This window comes from Allobosea sp. GW821-FHT10B12 (genome assembly GCF_059415545.1).
Map to the genome: position 1 here is coordinate 437393 of NZ_JBWKNL010000004.1, position 19288 is coordinate 456680.

General features: G+C 68.0%; 22 protein-coding genes and 1 other RNA gene. 10 read left to right on the forward strand and 13 right to left on the reverse strand.

Annotated elements, in window-relative coordinates:
- Positions 1–21: 21 nt before the first annotated feature.
- Entirely contained in the window at positions 22–1038 is a 1017-nt protein-coding gene (locus AC07O0_RS16720) for a TRAP transporter substrate-binding protein (RefSeq protein WP_494624810.1), read from the reverse strand.
- Between the two features lie 112 nt (positions 1039–1150).
- Between AC07O0_RS16720 and AC07O0_RS16725 the strand changes: the two genes are divergently transcribed.
- On the forward strand, positions 1151–2224 hold the full coding sequence (locus AC07O0_RS16725) for a LacI family DNA-binding transcriptional regulator (protein ID WP_494624811.1): 1074 nt from the start codon (positions 1151–1153) through the stop codon (positions 2222–2224).
- 3 nt (positions 2225–2227) lie between these two features.
- On the opposite strand, the gene yihA is transcribed toward AC07O0_RS16725, so the two are convergent.
- The 5 genes from yihA to rpmH form a co-directional block, all read right to left on the reverse strand.
- On the reverse strand, positions 2228–2893 hold the full coding sequence (gene yihA / locus AC07O0_RS16730; protein WP_494624812.1) for a ribosome biogenesis GTP-binding protein YihA/YsxC: 666 nt from the start codon (positions 2891–2893) through the stop codon (positions 2228–2230).
- A 9-nt stretch (positions 2894–2902) separates the two neighbouring features.
- Positions 2903–3535, reverse strand: a complete 633-nt coding sequence (locus tag AC07O0_RS16735) for a CatB-related O-acetyltransferase (RefSeq protein WP_494624813.1) — start codon at positions 3533–3535, stop codon at positions 2903–2905.
- Positions 3536–3672: 137 nt separating this feature from the next.
- Positions 3673–5562 carry a membrane protein insertase YidC gene (gene yidC / locus AC07O0_RS16740; protein ID WP_494624814.1) on the reverse strand — a complete coding sequence of 630 codons (1890 nt, stop codon included), beginning with the start codon at positions 5560–5562 and terminating at the stop codon, positions 3673–3675.
- Positions 5563–5602: 40 nt separating this feature from the next.
- A complete protein-coding gene (rnpA, locus tag AC07O0_RS16745) occupies positions 5603–5986 on the reverse strand; it encodes a ribonuclease P protein component (protein ID WP_494624815.1) in 384 nt (127 codons plus the stop codon).
- A gap of 55 nt (positions 5987–6041) precedes the next feature.
- On the reverse strand, positions 6042–6176 hold the full coding sequence (gene rpmH / locus AC07O0_RS16750; protein ID WP_038364779.1) for a 50S ribosomal protein L34: 135 nt from the start codon (positions 6174–6176) through the stop codon (positions 6042–6044).
- Between the two features lie 234 nt (positions 6177–6410).
- Between rpmH and ffs the strand changes: the two genes are divergently transcribed.
- The 4 genes from ffs (at position 6411) to recR (ending at position 9503) form a co-directional block, all read left to right on the forward strand.
- Positions 6411–6507: signal recognition particle sRNA small type (gene ffs, locus AC07O0_RS16755), an RNA gene on the forward strand.
- 106 nt (positions 6508–6613) lie between these two features.
- Positions 6614–8467 carry a DNA polymerase III subunit gamma/tau gene (locus tag AC07O0_RS16760; RefSeq protein WP_494624816.1) on the forward strand — a complete coding sequence of 618 codons (1854 nt, stop codon included), beginning with the start codon at positions 6614–6616 and terminating at the stop codon, positions 8465–8467.
- Positions 8468–8482: 15 nt separating this feature from the next.
- Complete coding sequence (locus tag AC07O0_RS16765; RefSeq protein WP_454029244.1) at positions 8483–8803, forward strand: YbaB/EbfC family nucleoid-associated protein; 321 nt, start codon at positions 8483–8485, stop codon at positions 8801–8803.
- A gap of 94 nt (positions 8804–8897) precedes the next feature.
- Positions 8898–9503 carry a recombination mediator RecR gene (gene recR, locus AC07O0_RS16770; protein ID WP_494624817.1) on the forward strand — a complete coding sequence of 202 codons (606 nt, stop codon included), beginning with the start codon at positions 8898–8900 and terminating at the stop codon, positions 9501–9503.
- Between the two features lie 7 nt (positions 9504–9510).
- On the opposite strand, the gene AC07O0_RS16775 is transcribed toward recR, so the two are convergent.
- On the reverse strand, positions 9511–9798 hold the full coding sequence (locus AC07O0_RS16775; RefSeq protein WP_454029245.1) for a hypothetical protein: 288 nt from the start codon (positions 9796–9798) through the stop codon (positions 9511–9513).
- Between the two features lie 209 nt (positions 9799–10007).
- Here AC07O0_RS16775 and dapD point away from each other — a divergent pair, with 209 nt between their 5' ends.
- Both dapD and AC07O0_RS16785 read left to right on the forward strand, forming a co-directional pair.
- The gene (gene dapD, locus AC07O0_RS16780) at positions 10008–10850 is read left to right on the forward strand and encodes a 2,3,4,5-tetrahydropyridine-2,6-dicarboxylate N-succinyltransferase (RefSeq protein WP_494624818.1); all 843 of its coding nucleotides are present in this window, start codon (positions 10008–10010) and stop codon (positions 10848–10850) included.
- A gap of 11 nt (positions 10851–10861) precedes the next feature.
- On the forward strand, positions 10862–11455 hold the full coding sequence (locus AC07O0_RS16785; RefSeq protein ID WP_494624819.1) for a hypothetical protein: 594 nt from the start codon (positions 10862–10864) through the stop codon (positions 11453–11455).
- An 18-nt stretch (positions 11456–11473) separates the two neighbouring features.
- On the opposite strand, the gene AC07O0_RS16790 is transcribed toward AC07O0_RS16785, so the two are convergent.
- The gene (locus AC07O0_RS16790; RefSeq protein ID WP_494624820.1) at positions 11474–12028 is read right to left on the reverse strand and encodes a DUF1269 domain-containing protein; all 555 of its coding nucleotides are present in this window, start codon (positions 12026–12028) and stop codon (positions 11474–11476) included.
- A gap of 85 nt (positions 12029–12113) precedes the next feature.
- On the reverse strand, positions 12114–13607 hold the full coding sequence (locus tag AC07O0_RS16795) for an MDR family MFS transporter (RefSeq protein ID WP_494624821.1): 1494 nt from the start codon (positions 13605–13607) through the stop codon (positions 12114–12116).
- A 161-nt stretch (positions 13608–13768) separates the two neighbouring features.
- On the opposite strand from AC07O0_RS16795, the gene AC07O0_RS16800 reads away from it, so the two are divergent.
- Entirely contained in the window at positions 13769–14143 is a 375-nt protein-coding gene (locus AC07O0_RS16800) for a hypothetical protein (protein ID WP_494624822.1), read from the forward strand.
- Positions 14140–14640, forward strand: a complete 501-nt coding sequence (locus AC07O0_RS16805; protein ID WP_494624823.1) for a hypothetical protein — start codon at positions 14140–14142, stop codon at positions 14638–14640. Before AC07O0_RS16800 ends, AC07O0_RS16805 begins: the two co-directional genes overlap by 4 nt.
- A 3-nt stretch (positions 14641–14643) precedes the next feature.
- Here the strand turns inward: AC07O0_RS16805 and AC07O0_RS16810 are convergent, their stop codons facing one another.
- Positions 14644–15099 carry a winged helix-turn-helix transcriptional regulator gene (locus AC07O0_RS16810; RefSeq protein WP_494624824.1) on the reverse strand — a complete coding sequence of 152 codons (456 nt, stop codon included), beginning with the start codon at positions 15097–15099 and terminating at the stop codon, positions 14644–14646.
- Between the two features lie 113 nt (positions 15100–15212).
- On the opposite strand from AC07O0_RS16810, the gene AC07O0_RS16815 reads away from it, so the two are divergent.
- Positions 15213–16487: an MFS transporter gene (locus tag AC07O0_RS16815; protein ID WP_494624825.1), complete on the forward strand. Its 1275-nt coding sequence runs from the start codon at positions 15213–15215 to the stop codon at positions 16485–16487.
- Positions 16488–16545: 58 nt separating this feature from the next.
- Here the strand turns inward: AC07O0_RS16815 and AC07O0_RS16820 are convergent, their stop codons facing one another.
- The 3 genes from AC07O0_RS16820 to AC07O0_RS16830 all read right to left on the reverse strand — a co-directional run bounded on the left by AC07O0_RS16820 (position 16546) and on the right by AC07O0_RS16830 (position 19246).
- Positions 16546–17034: a GlcG/HbpS family heme-binding protein gene (locus AC07O0_RS16820; protein WP_494624826.1), complete on the reverse strand. Its 489-nt coding sequence runs from the start codon at positions 17032–17034 to the stop codon at positions 16546–16548.
- 98 nt (positions 17035–17132) lie between these two features.
- Entirely contained in the window at positions 17133–17741 is a 609-nt protein-coding gene (locus AC07O0_RS16825; protein WP_494624827.1) for a response regulator transcription factor, read from the reverse strand.
- Entirely contained in the window at positions 17738–19246 is a 1509-nt protein-coding gene (locus AC07O0_RS16830; protein ID WP_494624828.1) for a sensor histidine kinase, read from the reverse strand. Before AC07O0_RS16830 ends, AC07O0_RS16825 begins: the two co-directional genes overlap by 4 nt.
- Between the last annotated feature and the right edge of the window lie 42 nt (positions 19247–19288).

The following is a 19288-nucleotide window of genomic DNA, read 5'->3' on the forward strand; positions in this document are numbered from 1 at the left end:
GAGATCCGGTCCCGGCAGGGCTCAGGCGAGCTTGCCGACCGCTCCTTCGAGCAGGCCCCAGGCCTCGGCGCCGAAGCGCTCCTGCCATTCCTTGTAGAACCCGCCGTCGCGGAGCTTGGCCCGGAAGCTGTCGGGGTTGGTCTTGTTGAAGGCAAGCCCCCTGGATTGCAGATCGGCCTGCACGGTTTCGTTGAGGCTCTTGATGTCGCCGCGCTGGGCGACGCCGGCATCGTTGATCGCGGACGCCACGATCTTCTGGATGTCAGCAGGCAGGCCGCGCCAGGCGCGGCCATTGGCGATGAACCAGAAGCCGTCCCAGATATGGTTCGAGACCGCGCAGCTCTTCTGGACCTCGTAGAGCTTGGCGACCTGGATGATCGGCAGCGGGTTCTCCTGCGCGTCGACCACCTTGGTCTGCAGGGCCGAATAGACTTCTGAGAACTGCAGGCTGGCCGGCGCCGCGCCGAGCGCCTTGAACATCGAGATCGAGAGCGGCGAGACCGGTACGCGGATCTTCAGCGAGGCCATGTCGGCCGCCTGCTCGATCGCCTTGCCCGAGGTGGTCATCTGGCGGAAGCCGTTGTCCCACATCTTCTCGAAGGCATAGAGATTGACCTTCTCGATGGCGGCGCGGACATGCGCGCCGACCGGCCCGTCCATCGCCTTCCAGACCTGGTCGTAATCAGCGAAGGCAAAGCCGACCGCATTGATCGCCGCGACCGGCACCAGCGTCGCGATCACCAGCGCCGACGGGGTGAAGAAGGTGATGCCGCCATTGCGGACCTGGCTCAGCATGTCGGTGTCGCCGCCGAGCTGATTGTTCGGGAAGATCTTGATCTCGACCCGCCCGTTGGTCTCCTTGGCGACGCGCTCGGCCGCCTGCTGGGCGCGGATGTTGAGCGGGTGGCTGAGCGGCAGGTTGTTGCCGTATTTCAGCTCGATCTCGGCGGCGCGCGCGATCATTGGCATGCCGATCAGCGATGCGGCGGGGGCGGCGGCGAGGCCCTTGATGAGCGTGCGGCGGCTCGGTCCGGTCATGATGTCCTCCCTGGACGACTGATGCGATTTGATCGCTCTTGAGTGCTTGACGCTCAGCATAGAAATCGCCTCTGATGGTCTTCAAGCTCATTTTCTGATGGTTTTTGATTGAATGAATGCGCCGATACCCAAGCTTGCCGATGAGGTGCCGCGCCGCCGCCAGATGGCGCGGGTCGAGGATGTCGCGCGCCTGGCCGGGGTATCGACCGCGACGGTCGACCGGGTGCTCAACCAGCGGCCAGGCGTGCGGCCTGCGACGGTGCAGCGCGTGCTGAAGGCAGCGGGCGAGCTCGGCTATGTCATGGAGGGCGCCCTGCCGGCGAGCGCGCTCCGTCCCTTGCGGCTCGGTTTCCTGCTGCCGGCTGGCAACAACCGTTTCCTCGGCCTGCTCGGCCGGCTGATCGCCGGCTCGCAGGGCCAGCTGGCCTCCTTCAACATGCGCGCCCGTGTCGAGCATATCGAGAGCTTCAAGCCGGAGTTGCTCGCCCACGAGCTCCGGCGGATCGGCCGCGAGGTCGACGGCGTCGCCTTCATGGCGCTGGAGCATCCGATGGTGCGCGAGGCGGTCGATGCCCTCGCCGAGCGCGGCGTGCCGAGCGTCACGCTGATCTCGGACATCGCCAATACCGCCCGGGCCGCCTATGTCGGGCTCGACAACCGCGCCGCCGGGCGCACGGCGGGGCAGCTCATCGCCCGCTTCATCGGGCCGCGCCGGGCGAAGGTCGCCAAAGTCGCCATGATCGCCGGCAGCCTGAGCTACCGCGCCCATGAGGAGCGCGAGATGGGCTTCCTGCATCTCTTCGAGGAGCTCTATCCGGACATCAAGGTTGTCGGCCTGCGCGAAGGCCATGACGACGAGGCCAAGAACTACCGCCAGACCAAGACCCTGCTCGGCCAGCATCCGGACCTCGCCGGCATCTACAATATCGGCGGGGGGCCGGAGGGCATCGCCCGGGCGCTGAAGGAGGCCGGGCGGCAGGATGTGGTCTTCGTCGGCCACGGCTTGACGCCGGAGACGCGCGGCCTGCTCGTCGACGGCACCATGGACGCGGTCATCACCCAGCAGCCGCTCGCGACGCTGATGAGCTGCGTTTCGATCTTCGCCAATCTGCGCGCCGGGCGGCCGGCAGCCGAGGGCACGGCTCGGCCCGCCATCGAGATCGTGCTGCGCGAGAACCTGCCTTGATCGTTAGGCGCGCTCGGCCAGCGCCCTTGCGATCGCCGCCCGGAACTCGGGGATGCCGAGACCCTTCTCGCTGGAGGTCAGCAGCACCTCGGGGAAGGCGGCAGGGCGGCGCCTGATCTTCTCCGCCGTCGCCGCGATCGTCGCCTCCTGCTCGGACTTCTTGAGCGCATCGCCCTTGGTCAGGATCACCTGATAGGACACCGCCGCCTTGTCGAGCGTCTTCAGGACGTCGTCGTCGACATCCTTCAGGCCGTGGCGGGCGTCGATCAGGACGTAGACGCGCATCAGATTGGCGCGGCCGCGCAGATAATCATGGATCAGCCTGGTCCAGGCCGCGACCTTCTCCTTGCCGACCGCAGCATAGCCATAGCCGGGCATGTCGACGACGGTCAGCCGCTCGTCATGGCCGACCTGCCGGAAGAAATTGAGCTGCTGGGTCCGGCCCGGCGTGTGCGAAGTCCGCGCCAAGGCATTGCGGCGAGTGAGCGCATTGATCAGGCTCGACTTGCCGACATTGGAGCGGCCGGCGAAAGCGATCTCCTGCCCGACCATGGGCGGCAGGTCGTCGATCCGGGTCGAGGCCCAGACGAAGTCCCATGGGCCCTCGAACAGTTTTCGGGCGGATTCGAGTTCGTCGTCGCTGAAGGGCGTAGTCTGATCTGTGGTCATCGCCCCTGCCTACACGGCGGCGCGCAGCGCGTCGATGTCCGCGCCCGCGATCAATGGCAGGTTGCGCGCGATCTTTTCCGGCTCCCAGTCCCACCAGCGAATCTCGAGCAGCGCCGCGACCACTTCCGGCGGGAAGCGCATCTTCACGACGCGGCCGGGATTGCCGACGACGACGGCATAGGGCGGAACGTCGCGGGAAACCTGCGCGCGGGTGCCGATGATCGCGCCGTCACCGATGCTGACGCCCGGCATGATCACCGCCTCGCGGCCGATCCAGACATCGTTGCCGATCACGGTGTCGCCGCGCAAGCCAAGGCCGTCACGGGTGAAGTCCGGCACGTTCTCGAAGCCGAACATGCCGAACGGGTAGGTCGAGAAGCCGCCCATCGGATGGTTGGCGCCGTTCATGATGAACTGCGCCGCCTGGGCGATCGCGACGAACTTGCCGATGATCAGCCGGTCGCCGATGAAGTCGAAATGATAGCGCACGCAGCGGGCGAGGAAATGCTCCGGGCCGCGCGAGTCGTCGTAATAGGAGTAGTCGCCGACCTCCACGAGCGGGTGATCCACGATGGCCTTGAGGAAGGCCGTGCCCTTCCAGCCGGCGATCGGATGGCGGGTTTTCGGGTCGGGAAGAGGCATGGCCCGGCACTAAGCACATCGCCATCATCAGGGACAAGCCGTGAAGCGGCGCAAACCTGGCAGCAAACGCAAAACGCCGGAGCCCAGGAGGCATCCGGCGTTTCATGTCGTTGCGGTCGGGGCTCTCGCCCCGCGCCTTATTTCTTGTTGCTGTTCGCGGGCTTCGGCGCCGTGGCGCTCGCCGTCGATTCGGCCGGCTTCCTGCTGAACATGCCCTTGAGATTGTCCCAGAGCTCGATCTTCACGCCGTGCTTGCGCATGATGTAGCCCTGCTGGGCGACCGAGAGCAGGTTGTTCCAGCTCCAGTAGATCACCAGGCCGGCCGGGAACGAGCCGAGCAGGAAGGTGAAGAACACCGGCATCCAGGTGAACATCATCTTCTGGACCGGATCCGGCGGCTCCGGATTCATCTTCATCTGCACGAACATCGTGATGCCCATCAGGATCGGCCAGATGCCGAGATGCAGCATGGCCGGCGGCGTGAAGGGCAGGAGGCCGAACAGGTTGAAGAGATTGGTCGGATCGGGCGCGGCAAGGTCCTTGATCCAGCCATAGAACGGCGCGTGCCGCATTTCGATGGTGATGAACAGGATCTTGTAGAGCGCGAAGAAGACCGGGATCTGCACCAGCACCGGCCAGCAGCCGGCGAGCGGGTTGATCTTCTGCGTCTTGTACAGCTCCATCAGCGCCTGCTGCTGCTTCATCTTGTCGTCAGCATAGCGCTCGCGGATCGCCATCATCTCCGGCTGGACCGCCTTCATCTTCGCCATCGAGGCGTAGGACTTGTTGGCGAGCGGGAAGAACAGCAGCTTCAGCAGGACGGTGACGACCAGGATGGCGATGCCGAAATTGCCGACATGCTTGTAGACCCAGTCCATCACGTAGAACATCGGCTTCGTGATGAAGTAGAACCAGCCCCAGTCGATCATCAGCTCGAAGCGCTTGATGCCCTGGTTCTTCTCGTAGCCGTCGATCGCCGCGACTTCCTTGGCGCCGGCGAACAGGCGCGAGGAGGCGCTGGCCGAGGCGCCCGGCGCGACATTGACAGCTTCGCCGAGGAAGTCGGCCTGGTAGGTGCGCACCGAACCGGTCTGCACCGAGGAGTAGCGGCCCTCGTACTTCTTGCCCTGGTCCGGGATCGCGGCCGCGGCCCAGTACTTGTCGGTGATGCCGACGAAACCGCCGACGACATCCTTCCAGGCCTTGCCATGCGTCGCCGAGCCGAGCGCCGGCTCCTTGTCGATGGCGTCGTAGGTGTACTCCTGCAGGCCCTGCTCGCCGAGCGAGCCGATCATGCCCTCATGCAGCACGTAGTAGCCGAGGGTCGCCGGCTTGCCGACGCGCACGACCTGGCCATAGGGGTAGAGCGAGACTGCGTTCGCGCCCTTGTTCTCGACCTCGTCGCGGATCGAGAACATGGCGTTGTCGTCGACTGCGATGGTGCGCTTGAAGGTGAGGCCCTGGCCGTTGTCCCAGGTGAGCGTCACCGGCTTGGCCGAGGTCAGGACATCGCTGTCGGCCGTCCAGACCGTCGCGGCGTTCGGCAGCGGGACATTGGCGCCCGGCCCGGCGACCCAGCCGAAATCGGAGTAGTAGGCGTTGGGCCCGCCGGCGGGCGAGAGCAGCACGATGATCGGGCTCTTCGGGTCGACCGTCTCGTGATAGGCCTTGAGCGAGACGTCGTCGATGCGTGCGCCGGTCAGCGAGAGCGAGCCGGCGATCTTCCCCGTGTCGATCTTGAGGCGCGGACCGGCGGCGAGCGCCGCTTCGCGGGTCGCTGCGGCAGGGGCCGCCGTGACCGGCGCCTGGCCGGGTTGGGCCGGTACAGCGCCGGGCGCCGGAGCGGCGCCGGAGGCGGTAGGCGCCCCGGAGGGCTGCGTCGCCTGCTGGCTCTGCGTCTGCTGGTTCTGCTGGGCGATCTGCTTCTGCTTCTCGGCCTGCGGCAGGCCGTAGAAATACTGCCAGCCGAGCAGCACGACGACCGAGAGCGTGATCGCCAGCAGCAGGTTGCGGTTATCTTCTTTCATCATCGTCTGAAAACGGTCTCGCTGGCGGCCCTGACGGGCCTTATGAGGCTTGGCGCGGAGATGAGCGCCGATCGGGGCGGCGCTTGCCGCTGCTCGGGCGGGCACGGTCGAGCGCGATCGCAATGTCGTCGACCATGACCGTGAATGCCGCGTTCACGGTCTCGGGCCGCGCGACGATCACGAGGTCGCAGGGCTTGCCGGTCTGCTCCGCCAAAGCGAGCGCGGCGGCAGCGCGCAGGCGCCGGCGGATGCGGTTGCGCACCACAGCGTTGCCGGTCTTGCGCGAGGCGGTCAGCCCGAGGCGCAGGCTTTCCTGCTCCGGCTTGTCGAGGACCTGCGCGGTGAAGGCGGACGAACGAAAACGGCGGCCGTGCTCGGCCGCCGCGAGAAAGTCCTTGCGTTGCGTCAGACGGGCGAGGCGCATGGCGGTTGGCCAGTCTTCCGGAACGGGCGCGCCTTGACCGCGCGCCTTGAGCTCATCAGGCCGACAGACGCTTGCGGCCGTGGGCGCGACGGGCGGCAATGACCTTGCGGCCGCCCTTGGTCGCCATGCGGGCGCGGTAGCCGTGGCGGCGCTTACGCACCAGCTTGCTGGGTTGATAGGTTCTCTTCACGGTCCGTCTCCGGGGCCTTGATCGGCAGGGCGAGCACAGCTTTCGCAGGAAAGCCGATGCCAGCCAGGCCTGTCATGCAAAAAGGGTCCGCGCCGCCCGGTAGGCAGCGCAGGTCGCGGGCTTATGGCGGATGGGGAGACCTGAGTCAATGCTGAAACGCCTGCGCCGCGCCGTCGCAGCGGCGCATTTTGCCGCGGACTTGCGCTCGCCCGCCAAAGCGCCGATATAGCGCTCGGGAGGTTGGCGAGGGACGTCTCACTCGCCAACCCGGTCAGGTCCGGAAGGAAGCAGCCGTAACGAGACCGAACGGGTCTTCGTCCAACCTCCTACTTCAGCGCCGCTCGCGACGCGCCTTATTCTCACATTGCTGACGTGTTCGCGCCGCCTGCGGCAGATGCGGCGTTGACCGCCGCGCCGCGATTGGCGAAAGCAGGGGCATGACCGACGAGACCGTCCCCGCCGACGAGCCGGGCTTCCCCGGCATGGCCCCGCCGCCAGCCCCGGCCGCAGCGCCCGCCGGCTATCGCGTGCTGGCGCGCAAATACCGGCCGGCGCATTTCGGCGACCTGATCGGCCAGGACGCCATGGTCCGCACGCTGACCAACGCCTTCGCCGCCGGCCGCATCCCGCAGGCCTGGATGCTGACCGGCGTGCGCGGCGTCGGCAAGACCACGACAGCGCGCATCCTGGCGCGGGCGCTGAACTACCAAAATGCCGACGGCAGCGGCGCGCCGACCACCGATCTCACGAATTTCGGCGTGCATTGCCAGGCGATCGTCGAGGGCCGCCATATCGACGTGATGGAGATCGACGCCGCCTCGAACAACGGCGTCGACAATGTCCGCCAGATCAACGACGCCGTGCGCTACGCCCCGACCAGCGCGCGCTACAAGGTCTACATCATCGACGAGGTCCACATGCTCTCGGGAGGCGCCTTCAACGCCTTCCTGAAGACGCTGGAGGAGCCGCCGCCGCACGCCAAGTTCATCTTCGCCACCACCGAGATCCGGAAAGTGCCGGTGACGGTGCTGTCGCGCTGCCAGCGCTTCGACCTGCGCCGCGTCGATGCTGCCCTGCTCGTCGGCCATCTCGACAGGATCTGCCGGGCTGAAGGCATCGAGGCCGAGGAGGAGGCGCTCGCCGCGGTGGCGCGGGCCGCCGAGGGCTCGGTGCGCGATTCGCTCTCGATCCTCGACCAGGCGATCGCCCATGCCGGCGGCAGGATCACGCTGGACGAGGTCCGCAACATGCTCGGCCTCTCCGACCGGGCGCGCGTCATCGACCTGTTCGAACTCACGATGAAGGGCGACATCGCCGGAGCGCTGACCGAGCTTCGGGCGCAATACGATGCCGGCGCCGACCCCGCCGTCGTGCTCTCGGACCTCGCCGAATTCAGCCATCTGGTGACGCGCCTCAAGCTCGTGCCCGAGGCCGCCAAGGACAACAGCCTCTCCCAGGCCGAGCGCGTGCGCGGCGCCGACTTCGCTCAGCGCCTGTCGGTCCGCGTGCTGGCGCGGGCCTGGCAGATGCTGCTGAAGGCGGTCGGCGAGGTCCGCCAGGCCGACCGGCCGGTGATGGCGGCCGAGATGGCGCTGGTGCGTCTCGCCCATGCCGCCGACCTGCCGACGCCGGACGAGGCGCTCAGGATGCTGCGCGACGGCAGCGGTGCCGTCGGCGGAAACGGCTCCGCCGCGCCGCGTCCGCCCTCGGGCGGCGGCGCGACCGCGCTCGCGGCCCGCCCGGTGCTCGCCAGCGCCAATCCGATGCCCACCGCGGCGCCCACCGTGCAGACGCGGGCAAGCGCCCTGCCGCAGCCGCAGAGCTTCGAGGAGGTCGTCGCGCTCGCCTCGCGCCAGCGCGACATCACCATGAAGCTGGCGCTGGAGCGCGATGTCCGGCTGGTACGCTTCGAGCAGGGCCGGATCGAGTTTGCGCTGGCCGAGCACGGCAACCGCATGCTCGCCAACGATCTGTCGAAGCGGCTGAAGGAATGGACCGGCCAGACCTGGCTGGTCGCCGTCGTCAATGCCGAGGGCACGGCGACGCTGCGCGAGCAGGCGGCGGCAGCGCGCGACAAGCGTGAGAACGACGCCGCCAACCACCCGGCCGTGCGCGCGGTGATGGAGCGCTTCCCGGGCGCGCGCATCGTCGACGTCCGCGATCCGCGCGCGGCGGAGGCTGAAGCGCCTGCTGCAACCACAGGCGGTGACGAGGACCTGCCCGAAATCGAGCCGCTCTTCGACGACAGCGAGCCCGATTTCGACGGCGTCGAATTCTGGACCGACAACTGACAAGGGAGCGCTACCATGCGCGACATGATGGGCCTGATGAAGCAGGCGCAGGACATGCAGAAGAAGATGGCCGAGATGCAGGCCCAGCTCGAGACCCTCGAATTCGAGGGCTCGGCCGGCGGCGGTCTGGTCAAGGTGGTGATGACCGCCAAGAACGTGCTGAAATCGGTGAAGATCGACCCGAGCCTGATGGTTCAGGGCGAGGAGGAGATTCTCGAGGACCTCGTCATCTCCGCCAGCAACGATGCCCGCAACAAGGCCGAACGTTCGGTGCAGGAGCGGATGGCCGAGGTCACCCGTGGCCTGCCGATCCCGCCCGGCATGAAGCTGTTCTGAGCGTCATGCTCGGGCTTGACCCGAGCATCTCTTGCAGAATGCCCTCTCGTCCTGAGATGGTCGGCTCAAGGCCGACCATGACGCCCCGAGACCCATGTCGAAAGCCATAGCTGGCCCCGAGATCGAGCGCCTGATCCAGCTCCTGGCCAAGCTGCCGGGCCTAGGACCGCGTTCGGCCCGGCGCGCCGCGCTCCACCTCGTCAAGAAGCGCGAGCAATTGCTCGGACCGCTGGCCGAAGCGATGGCGGTGGCGCGCGAACGCATCGTCGTCTGCTCGACCTGCGGCAATGTCGACACCAGCGACCCGTGCGGGCTCTGCCGCGATCCGCGCCGCGACGAGAGCCTGATCGTGGTCGTCGCCGATATCGCCGATCTCTGGGCGCTGGAGCGCTCCGGCGCGGTCGGCGGGCGCTATCATGTGCTCGGCGGCGTGCTCTCGGCGCTCGACGGCATCCGGCCCGAGAACCTCTCGCTCGATGCGCTGGTCGCGCGTGCCTCCGATCCGGCGGTGAAGGAAGTCATCCTCGCGCTCAACGCCACGGTCGAAGGCCAGACCACGGCGCATTTCATCACCGACCTCCTGGCGCATCTTCAGGTCAAGGTGACCAAGCTTGCCCATGGCGTGCCGGTCGGCGGCGAGCTCGACTATCTCGACGATGGCACGCTGGCGGCGGCGATCCGTCAGCGCACGGGCTTTTGAACCCGTCTCAGTCGTCCCAAGGCGAGGCGTTCTTGCAGCGATAGCCGACGAAGCATTGCGGCGTGTCGCGAGCGGGCACCCAGGCCGGATCGGCAATTTCATCGAACTGGCAGAAGCCGCGATGGGCCACGAAGCGGTCATAGGTATAGCCGCCGGTGCCGAGTACGATCGCGCCATTGGCGATGACGCTCTGGCGATTGGCGGCGCAGCTGCGCGCCGGCGATTGCGGCCGTGCCTGGGCGAGCGCCGTCCCCATCAGGATGAGGGCGAGAAGAGCGATCAGGATCCGGGTCATCTTCGCCTCCAGTACGGTTAGCCACTCAGCATTGTAACATGGCTGGGCCGCTCGCGTTCCGCTTTGCCTTGACGGAGCCGCAGGCTTCCGCCATCGCTCACCCTCGCCATGCACGGGCCCGTCCCGAGCATCCACCTCTTCCCCTTTTCATCCACGTCGCAAGACGTGGATAGTCGGCACAAGGCCGACCGTGACGAGAGAGCCGCCCCATGTCCCTGACCGATCTCGCCGCCACCGTCGACGCCGCCTGGGAGAACCGGGCCGAGATCGGCATCAACACCAAGGGCGCGGTCCGCGAGGCGGTCGAGCAGGCGATCGAATTGCTCGATTCCGGCCAGGTGCGCGTCGCCGAGAAGATCGGCGGCGAATGGGTCACGCATCAGTGGCTGAAGAAGGCGGTGCTGCTCTCCTTCCGCCTCGCCGACAACGAGATCATGGCGCACGGCCCCGGCGAGGGCGTGTTCTGGGACAAGGTGCCCTCGAAGTTCGCCGGCTGGGGCGAGAACCGCTTCCGCGCCGCCGGCTTCCGCGTCGTGCCGCCGGCTGCGGCGCGCAAGGGCTCCTATCTCGCGCCGAACGTCATTCTGATGCCGTCCTTCGTCAATATCGGCGCCTATGTCGATTCCGGCACCATGGTCGACACCTGGGCGACGGTCGGCTCCTGCGCCCAGATCGGCAAGAACGTGCACCTCTCCGGCGGCGTCGGCATTGGCGGCGTGCTCGAGCCGCTGCAGGCCAACCCGACCATCATCGAGGATAATTGCTTCATCGGCGCCCGCTCCGAGGTCGTCGAGGGCGTGGTCGTCGGCGAGGGCTCGGTGCTCGCAATGGGCGTATTCATCTCGGCCACGACCAAGATCGTCGATCGCGCCACCGGCCAGGTCCATGTCGGCAAGGTGCCGCCCTATTCGGTGGTCGTCGCCGGCTCGCTGCCCGGCAAGCCGCTGAACGATGGCACGCCCGGCCCCTCGCTCTACTGCGCCGTGATCGTCAAGACGGTCGACGCCCAGACCCGCGCCAAGACCGGCATCAACGAATTGCTGCGCGACTGAAACGCCGGGTGATGAAGATTGCCCTGAGCGCCGCCGCCTTCGCCCTGTTCTCCCTGACGGCGGCGACGGCGCGGGCCGAGCCGGTCAAGCTCACCCTGAAGCTCGTCGACGAGGCCGGCAAGCCGCTCGCCGGCCATGCTGTCAGGGTTGCGATCGGCTCTGAAGCCGAAGCCAGCGCCCCGGATGCAGGCCAGCGCCTGTCGACCGACGCCGGCGGTATCGCGCGCATGAGCGCCGAGGCCACGATCGACCGCCGCAGCGTCTCCTCGACCAGCATCTTCACCCGCCATCCGGCCGAGCATCTCGTCGTCGGTGTCGAGCTCGACCTGATCGGGCGGCGCGCGCTCTACCGCGTCAGGCTCGACCAGACCAAGGCCGGCACGGTCGGACAGATCAACGCCTTTTTGGCCGGCGCCGGCGGGCGCTTCGACCTGCCATTGACCTTCCATGCCGACACGCAGAGCTGGAGCCTGCCCGACGATCCGGCCGGGCTGCGGCTCACCGGCGTCGGTGCAGAGCTCAAGGCCCACAGCATGGAAGGGTCGGCCGAGGTCGGCCGCACCGTCACGCTCACCATCGCCAAGCAGAGCTTCAAGCGGCGGTAACGGAAGCCGAGCCTCGCCTCAGGCGCCGGGGATCGGATTCGGCGCCGGCTCGGTCGAAGCGGGCGGCAGCTCCTGACGCTGGGCCGCCGGCGAGGCGGCGAGCGCGTCGCGCAGGGCCTGCTCCTGCGAATGGTCGAGCGAGGTCTTGAGCACGACGCCGCCGGTGCCCTTGATCGCCTCGAGTACCTTGTCGCCGGTCATCTTCTGGATCAGCACGAAGAGTGCGGCATTGCCCGGCTGCAGATTGGCGGCGAGCTCCTTCATGAAGCCGTCATTGACGCCGTAGTCGGTGAGCGCCCCGCCGAGCGCGCCGGACGCCGCGCCGATCGCCGCGCCGAACACCGGCATCAGGAAGATCGCGCCGATCAGCAGGCCCCAGAAACCGCCGGAAGCCGCACCGAGCGCCGTGGTGTTGAGCAGCTGGTTGAGCTTGATCTTGCCGCCCTCGTGCATCACTGCGATCGCGGCGTCGCTGATCTGGATCAGATATTCCTTCTGCAGGCCGATGATCTTCTGCCGCATTTCCTCGGCCTTGGCCTCGGTCGGATAGACGATGACGACGAGATCGGACATGGCGCACTCCTCTGACGCGACGAGACAAGTTGCCGCCGCTCTGTGACGGGCTTGCGGCAAACGCGCGACGCACCGGCGCGTTCCGTCAATCCCCGGCCACCTCCTTCGCGGCAGCGAGCGCCGCGCCGCGCAGCGGCAGCTCCTGCATGCGTATCAGGAAGAGCAGCGCCAAGGCGAATCCGGCAAAGCTCGCGGCGAAGACATAGCGGAACAGCCCGACCATGGTCGCGCGGTCGACGCCGCCGGCCTTCAGTGTCTCGGCCGAGAGACCGGCGCCGCTGGCGCCGAGGCCACCGAGCACGATCGCGCCGAAAATGGCGACGATCAGCGCCCCGCCGATCTGGCGGAAGAAGTTGGCCGTGCCCGTGGCGGTTCCGAGCTGGTGCATCGGCACCGCGTTCTGGATCGAGACGGTCGCGACCGGCAGCAGCGTGCCGAAGCCGACGCTGATGAAGGCCAGCACCAGCCCGAACGCCCAGAGCGGCAGCTGGTCGCCATAGGCGATCAGCGCCGCCGTGCCAGCGAGCGCGACAACGAGCCCCGCAACCGGCACGCGCTTGTAATGCGTCAGCTTGCCCATCGCCCGTCCGGACGAGGTCGCGCCGAGGACCGTGCCGCAGGTCAGCGGAATCAGGCCGAGGCCGGAATTGGCCGCGGACAGACCCGCCACCGTCTCGAAATAGAGTGGCAGATAGATGGTCAGGCCGATGAATGTGCCCATGCCGAAGCCGGCGGCGATGGTGCCGTTGCGGACGACCGGATTGGCCAGGACCGTGAGCGGGATCAGCGGCTCTTCGGCGCTGCGCAGGCGCCAGGCGAAGCAGAGCCAGAGCAGGGCCGAGCCGGCGACGAGGCCGAGGATCTGCGGGGATTTCCACGGATAATGCGTGCCGCCCCAGGACAGGGCCAGCAGCAGGGTCATCGTCGCGCTGGTCATCAGCAGCGCACCGAACACGTCGAGCTTGTGCGGTCGCTCATGCCGCGGCAGACGCTGCAGGGCCTTGTCGGTCATCCAGTAGGCGCCGAGCCCGAGCGGCAGATTGATCCAGAAGATCACCGACCAGTGCAGCGCCTCGGAGATCAGGCCGCCGAGCACGGGCCCGAGCAGCGAGGAGGTGAAGAAGACGCTGGCGAAATAGACCTGGTACTTGCCGCGCTCCCGCGGCGGGACCATGTCGCCGACGATGGTCTGCGCCATCGCGATCAGCCCGCCGCCGCCGAGCCCCTGCACGAAGCGGGCGGCGACCAGCAGCCAGAGCGAGGGCGCGAGCGCGCAGGCGGCGGAGCCGACCACGAAGATCGCGATGCCGCCGAGCATGGTGACGCGCCGACCGTGGATGTCGGCGAACTTGCCGTAGAGCGGCGTCACCGCGGTCGAGGCGAGCAGATAGGCTGTGACCACCCAGGGCAGATGCGCGACGTCGCCGAGCTCGCGGCCGATCGTCGGCATTGCGGTGGCGACGATGGTCTGGTCGAGCGCCGCCAGGAACATGGCGAGCATGGTCCCGGTCAGGATCGACCGGATATCGGCATGGGAAAGCGCCGCCTGCGCCGGCGGCGTCTCGACCCGCTTGTCCATCGGCACTATGTCCGTCCTGTGCGTGGGGAATGTCGAAGGATAGAGCGCGGGTCCGTTATGCGCCAGAGTCGGGAACGCAGGGCCGGCGCGAAGTGAGCGCAGCCCGGCATTGGCCGCGTCGCGGACTGCGGCTAGCATGGTTTCCTCTGCAGTGAGGGTCCATGCGCGCGCATTTGCTCCTGCCTCTGTTCGCAATGCCGATGACGGCCGAGGCGCTCGAGCTCACCGGCCGCTACGGCTATGCCAGTGAATGGGCGGTGACGGCGACGCTCGCCGAGGCGGAACCGGCCGTCTCCAAGCGCAAGCGGGATTTCGCCGGGCCGATCAGCCTGAAACATCTCGCTTTGTGCGGGCCGGGCGAGGTGGCGGAGAAATCCGGCACGCTCAACCTGCGGCGCGATGGGCAGCGCTATGCCGCGATGCTGGTGATCGGCGAGGACAACTGCGCGGTGTCCGGCACCTTGTCCGAGGACGGCGTCGCCTTCGCCGATTGCGGCAAGGCCGGAAAGATCCCGCTGAGACTTTGGCTGAAATGACGAAGCTGCGCTGCCTGGCCGCCATTGTCGCCACTCTCGCCTGTGGGCCAGCCGCGGCCGACACGCGGCCCTCTCTGTGCCAACCGGGCGAGACGGCAATCTTCTCCTGTGCGATCGGCGGCAAGATCGCCTCGCTCTGCGCCTCCAGCGACATCGGGCCGGGCCAGGGCAGGCTGACCTATCGCTTCGGCCGCAAGGGCGCGGTCGAATTGACCCATCCGGAAGTTCCGGTGCCGCCGGACCAGGCCTTCAGCACGGCCGTCATCGGCGACGCCGGCTTTGCCGGCGACATCGTCCGCTTCAGCCGCGGCGATACGCGTTACACGCTCTATTCGATCATCGTGAAAGGGCAGGGCGAGCGCGACGGCATTCGCGTCGTACGCGATGGCCGCCAGCTCGCCGACCTCAAATGCAAGGGCTTTGCGCTCGGTGCCGATGCCTGGAAGCTGCTCTATCACGCCAAGCTGCCCAAGGCGGAGCCGGCCTCGCTCGATTAGCCCTTAAGCGCCCGTCTCCGGAACCTTCAGGATCATCGCGCCATCGGCGTCGATCGGCCGGCCGTCCTCGGTCTGCACGGTCAGCGTAACCTTGCGGCCGCTGTCGCGCTCGATCAGCGAGGAATGCCGCTCGCCCGGCCCGAACAAGTGCTGCTCGCCCCATTGCCTCAGCGCCACCATCACCGGAAAGAGGTCGCGGCCCTTGGCGGTCAGCCGGTATTCCTGCCTGATTCCACCAGCCGCAGCCGGGACGGATTCGAGGATGCCGCGCGCGGTCAGCGTACGCAGGCGCTCGGAGAGGATATTGCGGGCGATGCCGAGGCTCTTCTGGAACTCGCCGAAGCGGGTCATGCCGTCGAAGGCGTCGCGCACGATCAGCAGCGACCACCAGTCGCCGATCGCGTCGAGCGCGCGGGCGCTCGGGCAATAGTCGCTGACGAGGCTGCGCCGCTTGACCATCGTTTCCGCGTTCTCCTCAAGTCTCCGTGATCGGCTTTCGGTTGCAAGATAAAACTGACGAGGTTACACCGCAATAAGTTTTATTATGAAACTTATCTAGCGGAGACCTGCCCATGCGACTGGATCCTGAGGCGGCGCCAGCCGGCGCCGCGAGCGCTGACGCACGCCCATCGCCTCCTCCGACAGCGCGGCTTTCAGCCGGCATGATCCTGCTCTTCGCGGTGGCGAGCGGGCTTGCTGTCGCCAACGCCTATTTCGCCCATCCGCTGCTCGACATCATCGCCGACGACCTCGGGCTGTCGCGGGCGACGGTCGGCCTGGTCGTCGGGGCGACGCAGCTCGGCTACGGGCTCGGGCTGATTTTTTTGGTGCCGCTCGGCGATCTCGTCGACCGCCGCAAGCTCGTCGTGCTGCAATCGCTGCTCTCGGTCGCCGCGCTGATCTGCGTCGCTGTCTCGGTCTCGGGCGCGATGCTGTTGGCCGCAATGGCGGCGATGGGCTTCCTCGCCGTGGTGACGCAGGCCTTCGTCGCCTATGCGGCGAGCCTGGCGCGGCCGGAAGAGCGCGGCCAGGTCGTCGGCACAGTGACAAGCGGGATCGTGCTCGGCATCCTGCTGGCACGCGCCATCGCCGGCGCGATGGCCGATCTCTCGGGCTGGCGGGCGGTCTATCTGCTCTCGGCAGGAGCGACGCTGGTCATCGCCATCGTCCTGTTCAGGGCCCTGCCGCCCGAACACAAGCAGCCGTCGACGTTGTCTTATCCACGGCTGATCGGCTCGCTCTTCACCCTGTTCCGCGATGAGAAGGTGCTGCGCATCCGGGCGGTGATCGCCATGCTGATCTTCGCCGATGTCACCACGCTGCTGACGCCCCTGGTGCTGCCGCTCGCAGCCCCGCCCTTCTCGCTATCGCATACGGCGATCGGCCTGTTCGGCCTCGCCGGGGCAGCGGGCGCGCTCGGCGCGACGCGGGCCGGTGCCTGGACCGATCGCGGCCATGGCCAGCGCCTCACCGGGATCGCGCTCACGCTGATGCTCGCCGCCTGGCTGCCAATCGGGCTCTTGCCGCAATCGATCCTCTTCCTGATCGCCGGCGTGCTGATCCTCGATTTCGGCCTGCAGGCGGTGCACGTCACCAACCAGGCGATGATCTACCGCGTCCGGCCGGAGGCGCAGAGTCGGCTGACAGCCGGATACATGGTGTTCTATTCGATCGGCAGCGCGCTGGGCTCGTCGAGCTCGACGCTGGTCTATGCGCATGCCGGCTGGACCGGCGTGAGCCTGCTCGGCGCGGTGATCGCAGCAGTCGCGCTCGCGTTCTGGGCCGCGACGCTGAAGGCGATGCCGAACGAGGCAACGCGAGCGGTAACGGCGGAGCCTGCCGCCTGAGACGATCAGGGCCGCTGCCTTGCGGCAACGGCCCTGATGCCCCCTTACTGAAGACCGGTCACTTCAGCTTGGCGGCGATCGCCTGCAGGCCGGCATTGGCGCATTCCTCGTCGAGATGGCCGCCGGGAGCGCCGCCGACGCCGACCGCGGCGATGACCTCGTCACCGACCTTCACCGGCACGCCGCCGCCGAGCAGCAGGAAGCCCTGGATATGGACGAGGTTGCGCGCGCCGGCATTGTTGGCTGCAGCTTCCGCCATGGCGCCGGTGTTGTTCTTGGCGGACACCGAGGTGAAGGCCTTGGCGCGGCTGGCGTCGATGGTGTGCGGGCCGGCGCGGTCGGCGCGGATGGTGGTGAGCACGACGCCGCCACGGTCGACCACGGTCGCGGCGACGTTGAAGTTCTTGGCGGCGCAGGCGGCGACGGTCGCCTGGGCGAGCTCTACGGCGAGCGCGGTCGGCAGAGCGCGGACCTGGGCAACCTGAGCCTGGGCGAGCGTCGGCAGGGCGATGGCGGCGGACATGATGGCGAGGCGGGCGAACGACATGGCAATCCCTCTGGTGACCACCGGAATGGTGTGAGGGGATGATGCCGAACCCGGCTTGGCGCGTGCATCCGGGCGATCCGCGCAAAGCCTACGTAGTTCTACCGATCGACTCCGACGAGGTGCAGCCGGACCATCTCCGCGACCGAGGTCGTCTCCAGCTTCTCGGCGATATGGGCGCGGTGCGTGTCGACGGTGCGCGGCGAGATCGTAAGCGCCCGGGCGATCTCCTTGGTCGAGCGTCCCTCGGCGATCAGAGAGAGGATCTCGGCCTCGCGCTGCGACAGGCGGCCGAGCCGCTCGCGCGATGACGCGCTGCCGCTTTCGGCGGCGAGCATGCCGTCGAGCGTCGCCAGCGCCGCCTGGACGGTGTCGATCAGCACCTGCTCGTCGACCGGCTTGGTCAGGAAATCGGCGGCGCCGTTGCGGAAGGCGGCGCGGCAGGCCTCGACATCGCCATGGCCGGTGATGACCACGACCGGCCAGCGGCAACGGGCGGCTGCGAGCCTTTCCTGGAGCTTCAGCCCGGTCAGGCGCGGCATGCGGATATCGGTGACGATGCAGCCCGGCCGCAAGCCCGGCAGCACCTCCAGGAAGGCGGCGCCGTCGGCATGCGGCTGGACCTCGAGCCCGATGGTGCGCAGCAGGAAGCTCAGCGCCTCGCGCACCTCCCAGTCGTCGTCGATCAAATGGACGAGCTGCCGGCTCATTCGGCCGCCTCCCGCCGGGCCTGATCGGCGATGCGCGGCAGGCGGACGCTGAAGACCGCGCCGCCCTCCGCGGCGTTCTCGGCAGCGAGCGTTCCGTCGAAGCGCTCGACCAACCGAACGCAGAGGGCGAGGCCGAGACCAAGGCCGGCCGGCTTGGTGGTGAAGAAGGGTTCGAACAGGCGTGCATGCGCCTCCGGCGACAGGCCGGGCCCGCTGTCGCGGACCGCGAGCACGGCGTCGCTCCCTTGCGTGCCGAGCTCGATCGTCACGTTGCGCTCGCCATCGCGGCCTTCGACCGCCTCCAGCCCGTTGCGGGCGAGGTTGAAGACGACCTGTTCGAGCTGGACGCGATCGGCCCGCACCAGCGGCCGGCTGCCGTCGCCGCCGACCTGCAATGTCGCGCCGGCACTCTGAGCGTTCGCCGCAAGGAGGTGGACGACCTCGCCGGCGAGCTCGGTCAGATCGACCGTCTCGATGGCCGGCTCGGATTTGCTGATCCAGGCGCGCAGCCGTCCCAGAATATCGCCGGCGCGGCGGGCATTGCGCGCGATTGCCTCGAAAGCGCCGGCGAGCACCGCCTGATCCGGCTCCGGCTGCGTGAGTAGGCGTCTCCCGGCCTGGGCCTGGCCGAGGATCGCGGTCAAAGGCTGGGTCAATTCATGGGCGATGCCGGAGGCGAGTTCGCCCATCGCATTGACGCGCCCGGCATGGGCGAGGCGCGCATCCTGCTCGGCGAGCACGGCCTTTCGCGCCGCCTCACGCGCAGCGCTGCGGGCTTCGAGCAGGCGGTCGATCAGAAGTCCTGCTAGGGCGACGAGTACACCCGCCAGCGCCAGGAATCCCGGTGGCGGCAGGGGCCAGTCCGGCGCACTCGTCGTCAGAGTCAGGCGTAAGGGTTGGGTGCGGCTGGCGATATCGGCGCTGAAGGCGCTCGCCGACTCGCCGGCCGCGCGACCTTGCTCGATCAGCCGTAGTTGAGCCTGCGTTCCGTCCGGCAGAGGCGTATCGCTCGCCGAGAGTCGGGCCATGTCGATGACGAGGGCGAGTGCATAATGGCCGACGCCGTCGGTAAGCGCGCGTTTGACCAGAAGCAGCTTGCCGCCGTCGAGCGCGCGCGTGCGCAGGGTCGACCCGACCGCCTGCCGGGCCTCCTCCGCGACGACAGCGGGATCGGCGGCGTCGAGCAGTGAACGCGGCGGGCTCAATGCGAGATCAACGACGTCGATGCCGACAATGCGCGGATAGAAGCGGACGATGCTGGCCGCCACCTGCTCGACCGTCGCAACCGGCGCCGGCTCGGCCGCCTGAACCAGCGCCGACAGGCTGGTCAGGTGGGCGTCGTGCTGGTCGACCCGCTGCGAGATCAGGCGGTGCAGCGTGCGCCCGGCCTCCTCCAGCGCAGCGGCGTCATGGCTGCGCCGGTTCAGCGAATAGGCGGCGCAGGCGAGCCCGAACGCGATAAGGCCCGCTATGAGGATGGCAGCGCGGCGCGAGCTCCTCACCATCGGCGTATCGATCTCCTGCCGGAACCTGCCGGCGAGATTAGC

Bases quoted from the DNA above. Each gene is read 5' to 3' on its own strand.
- AC07O0_RS16820 (WP_494624826.1), bottom strand. From the start codon at position 17,034: ATGTCGTTCGCCCGCCTCGCCATCATGTCCGCCGCCATCGCCCTGCCG.
- AC07O0_RS16785 (WP_494624819.1), top strand. From the start codon at position 10,862: ATGAAGATTGCCCTGAGCGCCGCCGCCTTCGCCCTGTTCTCCCTGACG.
- AC07O0_RS16805 (WP_494624823.1), top strand. From the start codon at position 14,140: ATGACGAAGCTGCGCTGCCTGGCCGCCATTGTCGCCACTCTCGCCTGT.
- dapD (WP_494624818.1), top strand. From the start codon at position 10,008: ATGTCCCTGACCGATCTCGCCGCCACCGTCGACGCCGCCTGGGAGAAC.
- AC07O0_RS16810 (WP_494624824.1), bottom strand. From the start codon at position 15,099: ATGGTCAAGCGGCGCAGCCTCGTCAGCGACTATTGCCCGAGCGCCCGC.
- AC07O0_RS16825 (WP_494624827.1), bottom strand. From the start codon at position 17,741: ATGAGCCGGCAGCTCGTCCATTTGATCGACGACGACTGGGAGGTGCGC.
- AC07O0_RS16795 (WP_494624821.1), bottom strand. From the start codon at position 13,607: ATGGACAAGCGGGTCGAGACGCCGCCGGCGCAGGCGGCGCTTTCCCAT.
- AC07O0_RS16760 (WP_494624816.1), top strand. From the start codon at position 6,614: ATGACCGACGAGACCGTCCCCGCCGACGAGCCGGGCTTCCCCGGCATG.
- yidC (WP_494624814.1), bottom strand. From the start codon at position 5,562: ATGAAAGAAGATAACCGCAACCTGCTGCTGGCGATCACGCTCTCGGTC.
- AC07O0_RS16720 (WP_494624810.1), bottom strand. From the start codon at position 1,038: ATGACCGGACCGAGCCGCCGCACGCTCATCAAGGGCCTCGCCGCCGCC.
- AC07O0_RS16735 (WP_494624813.1), bottom strand. From the start codon at position 3,535: ATGCCTCTTCCCGACCCGAAAACCCGCCATCCGATCGCCGGCTGGAAG.
- AC07O0_RS16830 (WP_494624828.1), bottom strand. From the start codon at position 19,246: ATGGTGAGGAGCTCGCGCCGCGCTGCCATCCTCATAGCGGGCCTTATC.
- AC07O0_RS16725 (WP_494624811.1), top strand. From the start codon at position 1,151: ATGAATGCGCCGATACCCAAGCTTGCCGATGAGGTGCCGCGCCGCCGC.
- rnpA (WP_494624815.1), bottom strand. From the start codon at position 5,986: ATGCGCCTCGCCCGTCTGACGCAACGCAAGGACTTTCTCGCGGCGGCC.
- AC07O0_RS16800 (WP_494624822.1), top strand. From the start codon at position 13,769: ATGCGCGCGCATTTGCTCCTGCCTCTGTTCGCAATGCCGATGACGGCC.
- AC07O0_RS16765 (WP_454029244.1), top strand. From the start codon at position 8,483: ATGCGCGACATGATGGGCCTGATGAAGCAGGCGCAGGACATGCAGAAG.
- AC07O0_RS16815 (WP_494624825.1), top strand. From the start codon at position 15,213: ATGCGACTGGATCCTGAGGCGGCGCCAGCCGGCGCCGCGAGCGCTGAC.
- yihA (WP_494624812.1), bottom strand. From the start codon at position 2,893: ATGACCACAGATCAGACTACGCCCTTCAGCGACGACGAACTCGAATCC.
- AC07O0_RS16790 (WP_494624820.1), bottom strand. From the start codon at position 12,028: ATGTCCGATCTCGTCGTCATCGTCTATCCGACCGAGGCCAAGGCCGAG.
- recR (WP_494624817.1), top strand. From the start codon at position 8,898: ATGTCGAAAGCCATAGCTGGCCCCGAGATCGAGCGCCTGATCCAGCTC.
- AC07O0_RS16775 (WP_454029245.1), bottom strand. From the start codon at position 9,798: ATGACCCGGATCCTGATCGCTCTTCTCGCCCTCATCCTGATGGGGACG.